General features: G+C 39.9%; 13 protein-coding genes. 12 read left to right on the top strand and 1 reads right to left on the bottom strand.

Features of this window, described 5'->3' with window-relative positions:
- The first annotated feature begins 41 nt into the window (after positions 1 to 41).
- From astA to ALFOR1_RS19155, 5 genes are all read left to right on the top strand, one after another.
- The gene (gene astA, locus ALFOR1_RS19175; RefSeq protein WP_104644073.1) at positions 42 to 1,076 is read left to right on the top strand and encodes an arginine N-succinyltransferase; all 1,035 of its coding nucleotides are present in this window, start codon (positions 42 to 44) and stop codon (positions 1,074 to 1,076) included.
- A gap of 7 nt (positions 1,077 to 1,083) precedes the next feature.
- Positions 1,084 to 2,550 carry a succinylglutamate-semialdehyde dehydrogenase gene (gene astD / locus ALFOR1_RS19170; RefSeq protein WP_104644072.1) on the top strand — a complete coding sequence of 489 codons (1,467 nt, stop codon included), beginning with the start codon at positions 1,084 to 1,086 and terminating at the stop codon, positions 2,548 to 2,550.
- Between the two features lie 22 nt (positions 2,551 to 2,572).
- The gene (locus ALFOR1_RS19165) at positions 2,573 to 3,376 is read left to right on the top strand and encodes a DUF1338 domain-containing protein (protein ID WP_058550234.1); all 804 of its coding nucleotides are present in this window, start codon (positions 2,573 to 2,575) and stop codon (positions 3,374 to 3,376) included.
- A 144-nt stretch (positions 3,377 to 3,520) separates the two neighbouring features.
- On the top strand, positions 3,521 to 4,306 hold the full coding sequence (locus ALFOR1_RS19160) for a transporter substrate-binding domain-containing protein (RefSeq protein ID WP_104644071.1): 786 nt from the start codon (positions 3,521 to 3,523) through the stop codon (positions 4,304 to 4,306).
- 271 nt (positions 4,307 to 4,577) lie between these two features.
- Positions 4,578 to 5,801: a type III PLP-dependent enzyme gene (locus ALFOR1_RS19155; RefSeq protein WP_058550368.1), complete on the top strand. Its 1,224-nt coding sequence runs from the start codon at positions 4,578 to 4,580 to the stop codon at positions 5,799 to 5,801.
- A 149-nt stretch (positions 5,802 to 5,950) separates the two neighbouring features.
- Here ALFOR1_RS19155 and ALFOR1_RS19150 read toward each other — a convergent pair whose 3' ends face one another.
- Complete coding sequence (locus ALFOR1_RS19150; RefSeq protein ID WP_104644070.1) at positions 5,951 to 7,231, bottom strand: flavohemoglobin expression-modulating QEGLA motif protein; 1,281 nt, start codon at positions 7,229 to 7,231, stop codon at positions 5,951 to 5,953.
- Between the two features lie 146 nt (positions 7,232 to 7,377).
- Here ALFOR1_RS19150 and ALFOR1_RS19145 point away from each other — a divergent pair, with 146 nt between their 5' ends.
- The 7 genes from ALFOR1_RS19145 (at position 7,378) to ALFOR1_RS19115 (ending at position 14,126) form a co-directional block, all read left to right on the top strand.
- The gene (locus ALFOR1_RS19145; RefSeq protein WP_104644069.1) at positions 7,378 to 7,635 is read left to right on the top strand and encodes a DUF3081 domain-containing protein; all 258 of its coding nucleotides are present in this window, start codon (positions 7,378 to 7,380) and stop codon (positions 7,633 to 7,635) included.
- Positions 7,635 to 7,940, top strand: coding sequence for a hypothetical protein (locus tag ALFOR1_RS19140; protein WP_104644068.1), 306 nt, complete (start codon positions 7,635 to 7,637; stop codon positions 7,938 to 7,940). Before ALFOR1_RS19145 ends, ALFOR1_RS19140 begins: the two co-directional genes overlap by 1 nt.
- A 380-nt stretch (positions 7,941 to 8,320) precedes the next feature.
- Positions 8,321 to 8,896, top strand: coding sequence for a transcriptional regulator BetI (gene betI, locus ALFOR1_RS19135; protein ID WP_173827090.1), 576 nt, complete (start codon positions 8,321 to 8,323; stop codon positions 8,894 to 8,896).
- A 1-nt stretch (position 8,897) separates the two neighbouring features.
- The gene (gene betB / locus ALFOR1_RS19130) at positions 8,898 to 10,361 is read left to right on the top strand and encodes a betaine-aldehyde dehydrogenase (RefSeq protein ID WP_104644183.1); all 1,464 of its coding nucleotides are present in this window, start codon (positions 8,898 to 8,900) and stop codon (positions 10,359 to 10,361) included.
- A gap of 11 nt (positions 10,362 to 10,372) precedes the next feature.
- Positions 10,373 to 12,040 carry a choline dehydrogenase gene (gene betA, locus ALFOR1_RS19125; RefSeq protein ID WP_104644067.1) on the top strand — a complete coding sequence of 556 codons (1,668 nt, stop codon included), beginning with the start codon at positions 10,373 to 10,375 and terminating at the stop codon, positions 12,038 to 12,040.
- Between the two features lie 157 nt (positions 12,041 to 12,197).
- On the top strand, positions 12,198 to 13,415 hold the full coding sequence (locus ALFOR1_RS19120) for a BCCT family transporter (protein WP_058550228.1): 1,218 nt from the start codon (positions 12,198 to 12,200) through the stop codon (positions 13,413 to 13,415).
- A 9-nt stretch (positions 13,416 to 13,424) separates the two neighbouring features.
- Entirely contained in the window at positions 13,425 to 14,126 is a 702-nt protein-coding gene (locus ALFOR1_RS19115) for a TorF family putative porin (protein ID WP_058550227.1), read from the top strand.
- Positions 14,127 to 14,152: the final 26 nt, after the last annotated feature.

Genomic DNA, 14,152 nt, shown 5'->3' with positions numbered 1-14,152 from the left:
ATTAAGCGCGCCTCAGGGCGCGCTGTTGGAGCAAGTAATAAATGCAAGTATTACGTCCTATTACCACTGATGACTTTGCTGCACTTAAGCAAATTGCAATCGAGTCAGGCCATGGGTTTACCTCACTGCCTGTAGATGATGAGCAATTAAAAGACAAAATAGACCGCGCCGAAAAAAGCTTTGCTAAAAATATCAATCAGCCACTCGATGAAAGCTACTTATTTGTTTTAGAAGATAGCGAAACAGGTGAAGTCATTGGTACTACCGCCATAGAAGCCGCTGTTGGCTTATCTGTGCCTTTGTACCATTACCATTTAGGTAAAACAGTACACCACTCACCTACACTTAATGTTTATAACACCGTTGATATTTTAAGCATGTGTAACGATTACACCGGATGCTCTGAAATATGTACTTTGTTTTTGCGCGAAAACAACCGCAAAGGTTTAACCGGTCGATTTTTATCACGCTCACGCTTTTTATTTATGGCGCAGCACAGCGAGCGTTTTGCCGATACCGTGATTGCTGAAATGCGTGGCGTAAGCGACGAAGATGGTCACTCACCGTTTTGGCAGTGGTTGCAAGAGCACTTTTTTAGTATTGAGTTTCCCAAGGCTGATCACTTAGTGGGGCTTGGCGATAAAGTGTTTATTAGTGAGTTAATGCCTAAATACCCTATTTACGTCAACTTACTGAGTAAAAAAGCCCAAGCAGTTATTGGCCATGTGCATGACAAAACAAAACCGGCGCTCAAACTGCTTGAAAAAGAAGGTTTTGAGCATCGTGGCTATGTTGATTTGTTTGATGCGGGCCCAACGGTAGAAGCAAAACTTGGTAATATTCGCAGTATTCGTGAGTCTCAAGTATGCCCTATTACAATTGGCGAGCTGGAACATATTAGCCAGCACAGCTCAGATACACTTGCCGTTTGCAACCAAGGTGTAAGTGGGTTTAGAGCTACATTTACCCAGCACGCTCACTACAATCATGCAAAACACACATTAGTAATAAGCCAAGAAGTGGCTGATGCCCTTAATCTATCCCAAGGAGATGCAGCGCGTTTTTTCCGCCTGTAAAACAAATATGAACACACACCTTATAAATAACCAATGGCATACAGGTCAAGGCCCCGTTTTTAACTCTATTAACCCAAGTAACGGCGAAATTGTGTGGCAAGGTAATGGCGCAAATGCCGAGCAAGTAGATTCTGCAATTAATGCAGCTAGAGCCGCACAAGTACAATGGGCAGATACGCCAATTGAGTCGCGTATTACCATACTTGAAAACTTTGTAGCGCAATTAAAAGAGCACAGCGAAGAATTTGCAGCCATTATAGCGCGTGAAACTGGCAAGCCTCTTTGGGAAACACGCACAGAAGTAGGCGCTATGACAGGTAAAGTGGCCATTTCGATTAAAGCGTACAACGAGCGTACCGGCACCACTGAAAACCCAATGCCGGGTGCTAAAGCCTTTATACGCCATAAACCACACGGCGTTGTGGCTATATTTGGTCCGTATAACTTTCCTGGGCATTTACCTAATGGTCATATCGTACCGGCTATTTTAGCGGGTAACACCGTGGTATTTAAACCGTCTGAGTTAACCCCTCACGTTGCTGAATTTACTTTATCACTTTGGTTAAAAGCAGGCTTACCAGCAGGTGTTATTAACCTAGTGCAAGGTGAAGTAGAAACAGGTAAAGCACTTGCTTCGCATCAAAACATAGACGGCTTATTTTTTACCGGCAGCTCAAACACCGGCCATTTATTACATAAACAGTTTGCAGGCCACCCAGGTAAAATATTAGCGCTTGAAATGGGCGGTAATAACCCATTAATCGTTAAAGATGTAGCCGATGTAAGCGCTGCAGTGCACGATATTATTCAATCGGGCTTTATTACTTCTGGGCAGCGCTGTACTTGTGCACGCCGCGTGTTTATTGAAAAATCGCTCAATGGCGATGCTATTTTAAAAAAACTTATTAGCGCAACTAAAAACATTGTTGTTCACGACAGTTTTGCAACTGACCAGCCATTTATGGGTGCAATGATAAGCGAAAGAGCAGCCCTTGGTATGGTTGCTGCGCAAAAAGAATTAGTAGAAAGCGGCGGCGAAATACTCGTTGAGCTTAAGCAGCTAAAAGCAGGCACTGGGTTTGTAAGCCCAGGTATTATTGATGTAACTAACATTACCAACATGGCCGATGAAGAACACTTTGGCCCGCTCATTAAAGTGTATCGCTACAACGACTTTGACAGCGCAATAGCAGAGGCTAATAACACCAGCTTTGGTTTATCAGCAGGCTTACTTAGCGATAATGAAGATGATTACAGCCACTTTTTAAAGCGCATTCGTGCTGGCATTGTCAATTGGAACCGCCCTATTACGGGTGCCTCTAGTGCTGCGCCGTTTGGTGGTATTGGTGCAAGTGGTAATCACCGTGCTAGCGCATATTATGCGGCAGATTACTGCGCTTACCCTGTTGCGTCGGTTGAATCAGAAAAAGTGAATTTACCGCAAACTTTAGCACCTGGCTTAGTAATAGAATAATACCCATTTTTAAGGATTTAACATGCATACCAACGTAAATACATTATTTGAAAACCTATGGGATAACTATTTAGCAGTTACGCCATCGGCAGATAAAATTCATGACCTTTTAGGTTCAACCCAAAAAGACGACATAATTAACGATCATATTGCGTTACGTACGTTCAATATAGAAAAAGTAGGCCTTGAAAAACTAGCAGCACACTTTTTAGCGTTAGGTTACACAGAGTGCGGCGAATACCACTTTGAAGCTAAAAAGCTATACGCTAAACACTACGAACACAGCGATCCTAATCAACCTAAAGTATTTATTTCTGAGTTATTAGTAGAAAAGTGCTCGCCAGAGTTACAAGCTATTGTTACCGATATGGTAAATCAAATTGATGAAAGTGCTGTAACGGCTGATAACTTTTTATATTCAGGTACACATTGGCAAGTAAGCGGTGAAACCTACAAGCAGTTATTAGCAGAAAGCGAATATGCCGCGTGGATGTCAGCATGGGGCTATCGTGCCAATCATTTTACTGTAAATATTAATATGCTTGCCAAGTTTGATAACATTCATGATGTTAACCAGGCGCTTAAAGATGCAGGCTTTGCGCTTAATACATCAGGCGGCGAAGTAAAAGGCTCACCTGAGGTGTTACTAGAGCAATCATCAACACTTGCTGATGATTACGCCGTTATGTTCAGTGATGGCGAGTTACGCATTCCTAGTTGTTTTTATGAGTTTGCAATTAGATATCCTAAAGCCGATGGCGAGCTTTACACAGGCTTTGTCGCAGCGTCTGCTGATAAAATATTTGAAAGTACCAACGTACGCTAATACTCGCAGTGGTTGAGTTTTCGACGTAAAAAAAGCCCTCTTGGGCTTTTTTTATAACAATTTTATTCTAGAACAATTACACTAAGGGCTATGACGAATATATTTAAAACCTCTCTAATTATTCTCCTGTTGCTCGTATCAAAAATGAGTGTTGCAGATGAGCCTATTACATTACTTTCTCGGGCTAATGCCGCTTCTGATGGGTTTTTAAATTCAGATGAAACATTTAATCGCCTTTTAAGCCATGCTTTTACTACTAAGTTACAGTGGACCAACCAAGCGCGCCTTATTAAGCGCCTTACAACTAACGAACCCGTTTGCAGCTACGACTTAATTAAAACACCAGAGCGCGAACAGCATATTATATTTTCAGAGCTCCCTACAACGGTTTATGAGCAAAGAAAAGTTTATGCATTTAAAAGCTTTTTGGGCAATCTGCCCAAACGAGTTTCAGTTTTAGAGTTACTTGAGAAAAACCACACCTTAGGTATTGATTCAGGCGCTAGCTATAAAGAACTTGAGCCCATATTAAAAAAATATAAAGACCAAGTTGCATCAATTAGCAGTGAAGATACAAGCTCGCAACTACCAAACTTACTTATACATAAAAGAATCGATATGATTATTGATTATGAAATAAATATTCAAGAAACATTTAGCGACGAGCAGTTAAAAAAAATAGGTAGCCGAGCAATAGCTGAATACCCAGAGTATGTTAATGGCTACTTTGCATGTAGTAAAACTTCGCAGGGCAGTAAAGTCATTCAAGCCTTAAATCACTTGATGAAAACCCCGGCAATTTATAATTATCTACGCCAGCAACCTCAGCACTCTTATAGCGCTGACACCTCGAGTAAAATCATGCTTGCTCACAAACAAATGTTCGTTATCCCCCCAAAGATTAGTAAAATTAATCGTCAAGATAAATAATTCGAATTAACTTAACCCGCTGATATTTATAGATAATAAAATAATTTTATTTTTATTAAAATTTTTATTGCACTGATTAAAAACTCGTTTTATTATCTCGCCGCTTCTTGATGATAGCCAATCCGAGCACATTACAAACCCTGTTTGTAGCAAGGCGATAGAGCAACTATCCAAGAGTGAATTTGACTGTGCGTAAGCACTCTTGATCTCACTCAACCGACTTGTGGATAACCATAACCCGAGCGGTTGCTTAATTGACTCGGAAAATATAATGACTTTATCAACTCAACTAAAAGACACCGTAACTAAAGTACCTGCAGCAGCGGTTGCTGCAAATCAAGCATTTGATTATGTACAACCGACCAACACGCACATTGAACAACTTGCAGCACAATTTGGCGCACCACTTATGGTCCTTGACTGCGAAGCTATTCGTCGCCAATACCACGCGCTTAAAAATGCACTACCAGGCGTTGTTTTACACTTTGCATTAAAACCACTGCCTTTAGCCGCTGTTGTACGCACTTTACTTGAAGAAGGTGCAAGCTTTGATTTAGCAACAAGTGGTGAAGTTGATTTAGTGGCAAGCCAAGGTGTGCCAAGTGAGCGTACTATTCACACTCACCCTATTAAGCGCGACAGTGATATTCGCGATGCGCTAGCGTATGGCTGCACAGTGTTTGTTGTTGATAACATAAACGAGCTTGAAAAGTTTATTGCCTACAAAGATCAAGCTGAAATTTTAGTGCGCTTGAGCTTTCGTAACAAAGATGCATTTGCAGATTTATCTAAAAAGTTTGGCTGCAGCCCTGATGTTGCAATTGACATTATTAGCTACGCACAGCAACTAGGCATTCGTATAAAAGGGTTATCGTTTCATGTTGGCTCGCAATCACCAAACCCAACTAAATACGTTGAAGCAATTAATGCGTGTGCAAAAGTAATTACCAAAGTCAGTGAGCTTGGTTTACCAGCACTTAGCACACTCGATATTGGTGGTGGTTTTCCTGTGCCATACAGCGTAGATGTACTACCAATTGACGTTTTTTGTGCACCAATAAACGTAGCTTTAGCGCAATTACCTGAAACAATGCAAATTATTGCAGAGCCGGGTCGTTTTATTGTAGCAAGTAGCGTAACTAGCGTAGCCTCAGTTATGGGCCAAGCGCAGCGCGAAGGTAAAACGTGGTATTACTTAGATGACGGTATTTACGGGTCTTTCAGCGGCTTAATGTTTGACGAAGCAGCATACCCTATCGACAGTGCTAAACAAGAAGGCGAGCGTTTTGAGTCTGTACTTGCTGGCCCAACATGCGACAGCATAGACGTAGTGAGTGACTCGATTATGTTACCAAAACTAAACAACGGCGATTTAATTATCAGCCGTATGATGGGCGCATACACACTGGCTACAGCAACCGACTTTAACTTTTTCAAACGAGCTGAAGTTGTTGTATTAAACGAGCAAGTACACAGCCAAGTATTAACTGGCTAATTGGTTAATTTCCTCAACTATAGTTACGTTGGCTTGTAACTATATACTTAAACGCAGTTGCTCATTCCAACTGCGTTTTTTTATATTTTCTGCAATCGATATAAATGTAGTTCTACCTTTGAGCCAATAAAAAGGAGCTAACGCTCCTTTTACAAAAATAACGGCTTGTAATCGTTTTCTAACTGCTCAAACGACAAATCACCAATAAAACGACCAAAGCTTAGCCACGTTGCTAAACCACGTAAATCTTTGAAGTGCGGAGGAACAAATTTAGGGTCCTCAATTACACCTAAATCGTGCAGTTGCGATATGAGTCTAAAATCATCAATGGAGATTTTACCGACTAATAATAATGGCAGCTGATCAATACGCCCTAGCTGAATAGCTACGCGAATTAAGTTATACACCAAAACAAAACCTTTAATGTAGGCAATATCTTTTGTAAATGGTAATCCATTTGCTGTACTGCCTCTAAATACCCGTTGCGCTAATGTGTAGCTGTCATCTTTTGAAAGCCCTTGCGCCACATAATCTCTATATATGTCTACAAACTCAGCCCCATCTATCACCTTGGTAACCGCTTGAATACGGTTAACTAATTTTGATAAACGCCTCGGCGTTGATTTAAGAGTAATTATTTCGGTTAAAACAGCTAACCCCTCTTGGGTTACTGTTGAACTTGGGGTGCCTTTACTTAAACAAGTTAAATAAGGCTGAGCTAGCCCGTTTTGCGTCGTACCTACGTGTATCCAGCCTTCGTGAACTTCTAATATATCAAGCTCGCGCTGAGAAAATTTAACGTCTTGGTTTAGTTTAATGTTATTAGCACCGGCCGCTGCATCACTTACAATGCCGTCGCTAAGCATTACTTCTACATTAATACCTGCCATACTACTATTAACTTGCTCAGATAAAATACGTACTGCATCCACCGCATCAATATTTTTAGGATCATCAGGTAAAATATCGGCAACTAACAAATTTTGCAGTGGTTTTTCTAGCATATTTGCAAGTTCGAACAGTGAAGGCTCACCTGCATGAAATAGATCTTTTGGGTGACCAAATAGCTCTACTGATAAATCATGAAATTCAGGTGTGCCTCTGTATTCCAGCATACTTAGAACCGTTTTATATTCGCTACACATTTTACCCATATATTGCGAAATAGGATTTAACTGCCCTAGCTGATTTATAATATTTCTATTAAGTGTAGAAAACGCTTGGCGTAATTCACTAGGTACAAACCCTAAATCGCGTTGCTGGTAATAAGCACGATCAATTAAAGGGTTTTTTTGACATTTTTGTCTAAAAAACTCTTCTTTTATTTGTTTATCCCAATTAATAGCATCGAGTATTCTAATAGGCGTTTGTAACGCTATTAATTGATCAGATAATTCTCGTGTTTTAAGTAGTAACGCCTTGTCTATCATAGTAAAAGCTCAAGTAAAAATGAGCGCTGAGCATAGTTTATAAATGCAAAAATACAAAGTAAATTTACACATAATTAAGCATTGTTTTTTAGGTGATCGAGCCGCATATCTATAACGTAAATCTATTTAACTTTTAAAGGTGAAATATGAAAAACGAACTCGATAATAAACAAATTTTAGCAGTATACGAGCGTATTCAAAAACGTGGAGAAGCAACTAATGAAGGTAAGCATTATCAAGGTATTACCGCTTATTCTGATATAGACGGTTACACTATATATTTACAAGGCAGCGGTGTAATTCTTCGTTTTGGTTTTCATAACGCCTACCACCTAGATTACGAACACGACAAACACAAAGACGATTTTTTAAAGAAAATTGTTAATATTGCTAACGAAGAATAATGTACCCTAGAAAAGTTAGAAAGCGTAGCGACAGTAAACTCAATACCTCGTTTATAAATCAGGTTATAGCTGCGCTTAAATCTGATCCCGCTAAACTCGCCATCATCCGTAAAAATTTAGAATATTATCGTAATCAGCGTCATTTAAAGCGCGGTTTTTTACTCGCCATTGAGCGTTTTGACTGGGTATTTGAAGCCAGTGATGACGTAAATTTTATATGCGATCAAATTTTAGCTGACGATTACATAGGCAATCGTCTCAGGCGCTATCCACTTTTATTTAAAGGTTTGCTCGATGAAGGATAAATCTCCTCATATTTGCCACCCGTTAGTTATTAGAGTACTAAGCAATTAGGTTGTATTTATGTCATTGGTTTAAAAAAATACTATTAGTACTCTAATTATTACCGCACTAAATATTTTATTATTACTTTTATTAGCATAAAGCAGTAAAGAAAACAGTACAGTAAATGAAAAACCCAACAAACAGCATAACCATCTGTTTTATAACAAATTATACCCCACAGTTAAATATCCTCTTTCTTACAAAATTTAGCCCCATTTGTTAATAATTCATCTACATTTTGGCATCTCAAGGTTTACTTCACCCTTGAATTATTAGACCTATTACCTTAAGCTTATCTTTATTGAACGTTCAATTAATAAAAATTATGCCTAAAGTTGGAATGGAACCTGTCAGGCGTCAACAGTTAATTGACGCGACAATTGAGTCAGTGGCGATGCGTGGATTACAAGCAACCACTATAAACAGCATTAGTAAAAATGCAGGTTTATCGTCAGGCATTATTAGTCATTATTTTGGTGGTAAGCAGGGTTTAATAGAAGCGACTGTTCGTTATTTGCTTTCTAATCTTAAAAAAGACCTTATTGAAAAAGTTAGCCATAACACCAGCGCTACACAGCGCCTTATGTTTATTGTTGAAGCTAACTTTGCGCTTGTGCAACAGCGCAGTGATACCACCAAGACATGGTTGAGCTTTTGGGCGCAATCAATGCACGACGACGAGCTTCACCGACTGCAAAATGTAAACAGTAAACGCTTGCAAAGTAATTTAGCATTTTCATTTAAGCAATTAATGCCTATTGAGCAAGCAAAACAAGCTGCTGAACTTAGCGCTGCCATGATCGATGGCCTATGGTTAAGAACAGTACTTAGTAAATCCGACGTAAACCAGTTTAAACACAGTGAAACTTTAGCTAAAAGCTATGTAAATTCACTCATCAAGCAATATGGAGCCTAGCGTGAGCAAACCAGTCTATCAAAACTTTATTAATGGCCATTTTCTTGCTAACCAAAGCGGTGAAACTTTTGATGTAACTAACCCTGCAACAGGTAATGTTATTTATAGCGTAGAAGTTGCCGATGAATTTGTTCAAAACGCAGCCATTAAAAGTGCAAAACAAGGTTTTGCACAGTGGTCTAAAATGACACCTATCGAACGCAGCCGTATTTTATTAAAAGCAGTCGCAATACTTCGCCAGCGAAACGATGAACTAGCCTTAATAGAAGTGCTTGATACCGGCAAACCAATGCAAGAAGCAAACTGTGTTGATATAGAAACCGGCGCTGATGTAATCGAATACTTTGCAGGCCTAGCCCCTGCACAAGTGGGTCAGCAGCAAATGGTAGGTGATGACTTTTACTATACGCGCAAAGAACCATTAGGTATTTGTGCCGGTATTGGTGCGTGGAACTACCCGCTACAAATAGCATGTTGGAAATCTGGCCCTGCCCTTGCAGCTGGCAACGCATTTATTTTTAAACCATCTGAAGAAACACCACTAGGCGCTATTAAACTGGCCGAAGTATTTGTTGAAGCAGGTGTACCTGCTGGCGTATTTAACGTTGTACAAGGTGCAGGTGACGTAGGCCAATGGTTAACCTCGCACAGTGAGATTGACAAAGTGTCGTTTACTGGTGAAGTAGGTACAGGTAAAAAAGTAGTAGCAAGCGCTGCTGGTACCTTAAAAGACGTAACAATGGAGCTAGGTGGTAAGTCGCCGCTAGTTGTATTTGATGATGCAAATATAGAGCAAGCAGTAAGCGCAGCCATGCTAGGTAACTTTTATACGCAAGGCGAAATTTGCACTAACTGTACACGTATTTATGTTCATAAAAATATTTATCAGCAGTTTATTGATGAGCTTAAAACGCGTACAGAGCAAAATATTATTGCTGGCGATCCGCAAGATTTAAACACAAACTTTGGTGCGCTTATCTCTAAAAAGCATCAAGACTTAGTAATGAGTTATGTTAATAAAGGGATTGAAGAAGGCGCAACACTGCTTACCGGTGGTTCAACGCTTTCACCTGAATCTGCGCCTAATGGCTACTTTGTTGCACCTACCGTTTTTATTGATTGCAACGATGAAATGACTATCGTTAAAGAAGAAATATTTGGCCCAGTAATGAGCGTACTTGTTTTTGAAGACGAAGACGACGTAATTGCACGTGCCAATGGCACTCACCTAGGCTTAGCTGCGGGCGTATTTACAAGCGATATTAAACGCGCACACCGTGTTATTCATCAATTAGAAGCGGGGATTTGTTGGATTAATGCCTATGGTAACTCACCTGCTGAAATGCCTGTTGGAGGTTATAAGCAATCTGGTATTGGCCGTGAAAATGGGATCGAAACACTTGATCATTACACGCAAACTAAGTCTATTTATGTTGGTATGGCCGACATAGAAAGCCCATTTTAAGGCGCCTTACTATGAGTAATCATTACGACTATATTATTGTTGGTGCGGGATCTGCGGGTTGTGTTTTAGCTAACCGATTATCTGAAGATTCAAGCAATCGCGTGTTACTGCTTGAAACCGGCGGCAGTGATAAAAGTATTTTTATAAAAATGCCAACTGCGCTGTCTATTCCTATGAATACCGATAAGTACGCATGGCAATTCCATACTCAACCAGAGCCACATTTAGATAACCGTGAAATGCATTGCCCTCGCGGTAAGGTACTCGGTGGCTCGTCATCGATTAATGGCATGGTGTATGTACGCGGCCACGCTAAAGACTTTGATGAGTGGCAGCAGCACGGTGCTAATGGTTGGGACTACCAATCGTGTTTACCGTATTTTCAAAAAGCGGAAAGCTTTTACCTTGGTGAAAACACATACCGAGGTGGTAAAGGCCCACTTGGCGTTAATAACGGTAACGAAATGCAAAACCCGTTGTACACCACATTTATAAAAGCCGGTGTAGAAGCTGGTTATGCTAGTACAGACGATTATAACGCGTCGCAGCAAGAAGGCTTTGGCCCAATGCACATGACCGTTAAAGACGGTGTACGCAGCTCGGCTTCTCGTGAATATTTAGACCCTGTAAAATCGCGTAGTAATTTAACTGTACTTACCGGCGCACTTGCTCAAAAAGTTATTCTTGACGGTAAAAAAGCCACAGGCATCGAGTACAAAGTAAACGGTAATGTTCAAACAGCACATGCAGCAAAAGATGTTGTTTTAAGTGCAGGCCCTATTGGCTCTCCGCATATATTACAGCTATCTGGTATTGGCGATAAGGACATCCTTGAAAAAGCAGGCGTTGAAGTTAAACACCACTTACCGGGTGTGGGTCAAAACTTACAAGATCATCTTGAATTTTACTTTCAATACAAATGTAAGCAGCCAATTACACTAAACGGCAAATTGGGCCTTATTTCCAAGGGCTTGATAGGCGCTAAATGGTTATTTACTCGTAAAGGTTTAGGCGCTACTAACCATTTTGAGTCATGTGCATTTATCCGCTCTAAGCCTGGAGTTGAATGGCCTGATATTCAGTATCACTTTTTACCAGCCGCTATGCGATACGATGGTCGTAGTGCATTTGCAGGTCATGGTTTTCAAGTTCACGTAGGTCATAACAAACCAAAAAGTCGCGGCAGCGTTACTATTCAATCAGCTAACCCTGAGCAACCGCCACAAATTTTGTTTAATTACTTACAGCACAAAGACGACATTGAAGGCTTTAGAGCATGTGTGCGTTTAACTCGCGCCATTATTGAGCAAAGTGCCTTTGATGATTACCGTGATGAAGAAATTCAGCCAGGTAAACACATTCAAACAGATGAAGAAATAGATGCCTTTGTACGCCAAGCCGTAGAAAGTGCTTACCACCCTTCTTGCTCATGCAAAATGGGTGAAGATGATATGGCCGTTGTTAACTCTAATACCCAAGTGCACGGTATTAAAGGCTTACGTGTTGTTGACTCGTCTATTTTTCCAACCGTTCCTAACGGAAACCTTAATGCTCCTACGATTATGGTTGCTGAAAAAGCAGCTGATTTAATTTTAGGTAAAAGTCCATTACAGAAATCGGATGTGAGTGTTGCCATACCAACTAATTGGCAACAAACACAACGTAGTGCGGAGATCTAACTTTAGCCACATGCTTGGTTTAGCCTCGTCGGGTTAAACCACAGCGTGCCTTGCAGTGGCACACGATGTAAATAGGTTATGTTGTGTTAATGCGAGAATAAAACAATAAAATACGGAGTGCTTATGAATTCTATATATTCATTTTGGGAGGGTAACAATGACTATTTGGCTTAATGCAGGCATCATTTTTACCTTACTTGCCATTATCACTATTTTAATAAAATGGGGTAATGTTCGCGTTGTTGGCGTAACACCAGTTCGCACCTTTACGTTTATAGCAATATTATTTACATCAGGCCTTGATGTTGGCCTTATTATGTTTCCTTTAACTGAGTTTGCAGGTTATGCAGACATAAAAGCAAGCCCAGAATATGCGTTTGCAAATCCACTGGCCATTGAGTTTGGTTACTGGGGATTTTTGATCTGGGGATTTTACTTTCTTACGTGTTTTTATTTCTGTGTAATAGAACCTAAAGTTAAATTTTTCGAAATTCCTTGGGTTAAATTTATCAATAATGTAGTAATTATTGGTACATGTGCGTTTACTGCTTATTTATTACTTACAAACCTACCATGGTACTTACCAGAGCTCGGTGATGGCGAAAGCGTTATACCCACTTTTTACTTTGTGGTATTAGCCGCTATATGTTTTGCGGTTTACTCAAGTACAGATATTAAATACGTACGTATTCTAAGCATTGCAACTACTTGGTTATTTATTGCATTAATTGGCTTTATGTGGGCCGGTGCATTTGTGTTAGGTGACAGTGAAATGTCTGCATTTACAAGTAACGTAGCTTCCATTGGTGTTTACTTTGCTAATATTAATGAGTTTGTATTACCTCTTAACGATTACCACGAATTTTACTTATTTTGGTGGTTTGCGTGGAGCATAATGATTGGCCAATTTACATCTCGTTTTGTTGGCGGACTTAAGACATATCAAGTACTTGGGGCAATGCTAATATTCCCTTCAATCCCAATTGCAATCTGGTTTAGTGTGCTTTATCACTATCATGATATGGGTATTCCAACTCAAGGTATTAAAAACTTTGCGATGGTGTTTGTAGGTGTTGTGTTTGTAATCAATTCACTTGATTCATTGATACGCTTATATACCGATAACTTAAATTTAACGGTAAAACGTTTAGGTAAGCTTAACTATATGGCACTAAATATAGTTGCCCTTTCACTGCTTACTTTATTATTTAAGCTAGAGTTTTTACAAATTCAATGGGTTGGTGCGTTAGTAATTGGTTTATTCTTTGTGTGTGCAGGCTTTATTGGTTACAGCAAGTTTAAAACAGTTAAGAACATAGATAGCTCACCAAAAGATAATAAAATTGATTATACAAAAATAGAAACTGTACATTAGGGATCAACAATGAATAATAAATTAAAACAACTAGCAATAGCAGTACCATTCGCACTTTTATCAACAACAGCTGCGGCAGATTGGTCAACAACAATCACTGCAGCATCTGATTACACCTTTAACGGTGTAAGCCAAACAGATAACGACCCTGCAATTCAAGGAAGTCTTGATTACGCTTTCGATAACGGTGTTTACGCTGGTGCATGGGCTTCAAATGTAGACTTTGGTGATGACACTGATTTTGAACTTGATGCATACCTAGGGCGTTATGTGCAGTTAAATGATGAAGTAAGTGTTGATTACGGTATTGCGTATTACACGTACCAAGGTAATAACAGCGATGGCAACTACGCCGAAGCTTACACTAAATTCGGTTACGCAAGTGAATACGGCCAAACTGAGCTTAACTTTTGGTACAGCTGGGATTACTTTGGAACTGGCGCAGGCCATGTAATATCTATGGTTGCACATACCTATGAACTAGCGCCTAACCACGCTATTCGTGCAAGCTTTGATATTTCTAACTCGCTTGATGGCGAAAAATGGGCATGGGATGTAAATCAAAAGAAATCATACAAACATTACCGTTTAGCATATCAAACAAGCTACGAAGGTTTTGGTATTGAAGTTGCTGCAGAAAACACAAGCTTAGATTACGATTATGCAGATGAGCGTATTGTGCTTGCAGTGTCTCGTACATTCGACCTTTAATTAGCGTTATAGCCCTGGGCTCTAAC

Origin of the sequence: Pseudoalteromonas carrageenovora IAM 12662 (genome assembly GCF_900239935.1) — a bacterium.
Lineage (GTDB): Bacteria > Pseudomonadota > Gammaproteobacteria > Enterobacterales > Alteromonadaceae > Pseudoalteromonas > Pseudoalteromonas carrageenovora.
Note: the sequence above shows the minus strand (reverse complement) of the source record. Positions and strands in the feature narration are given on the sequence as shown.

What these genes read in the sequence shown, in the direction of transcription:
- ALFOR1_RS19155 (WP_058550368.1), top strand. Translation starts at nt 4,578, where the DNA reads ATGACTTTATCAACTCAACTAAAAGACACCGTAACTAAAGTACCTGCA.
- ALFOR1_RS19120 (WP_058550228.1), top strand. Translation starts at nt 12,198, where the DNA reads ATGACTATTTGGCTTAATGCAGGCATCATTTTTACCTTACTTGCCATT.
- ALFOR1_RS19160 (WP_104644071.1), top strand. Translation starts at nt 3,521, where the DNA reads ATGAGTGTTGCAGATGAGCCTATTACATTACTTTCTCGGGCTAATGCC.
- ALFOR1_RS19140 (WP_104644068.1), top strand. Translation starts at nt 7,635, where the DNA reads ATGTACCCTAGAAAAGTTAGAAAGCGTAGCGACAGTAAACTCAATACC.
- astA (WP_104644073.1), top strand. Translation starts at nt 42, where the DNA reads ATGCAAGTATTACGTCCTATTACCACTGATGACTTTGCTGCACTTAAG.
- betA (WP_104644067.1), top strand. Translation starts at nt 10,373, where the DNA reads ATGAGTAATCATTACGACTATATTATTGTTGGTGCGGGATCTGCGGGT.
- astD (WP_104644072.1), top strand. Translation starts at nt 1,084, where the DNA reads ATGAACACACACCTTATAAATAACCAATGGCATACAGGTCAAGGCCCC.
- ALFOR1_RS19115 (WP_058550227.1), top strand. Translation starts at nt 13,425, where the DNA reads ATGAATAATAAATTAAAACAACTAGCAATAGCAGTACCATTCGCACTT.
- ALFOR1_RS19150 (WP_104644070.1), bottom strand. Translation starts at nt 7,231, where the DNA reads ATGATAGACAAGGCGTTACTACTTAAAACACGAGAATTATCTGATCAA.
- ALFOR1_RS19165 (WP_058550234.1), top strand. Translation starts at nt 2,573, where the DNA reads ATGCATACCAACGTAAATACATTATTTGAAAACCTATGGGATAACTAT.
- betI (WP_173827090.1), top strand. Translation starts at nt 8,321, where the DNA reads ATGGAACCTGTCAGGCGTCAACAGTTAATTGACGCGACAATTGAGTCA.
- ALFOR1_RS19145 (WP_104644069.1), top strand. Translation starts at nt 7,378, where the DNA reads ATGAAAAACGAACTCGATAATAAACAAATTTTAGCAGTATACGAGCGT.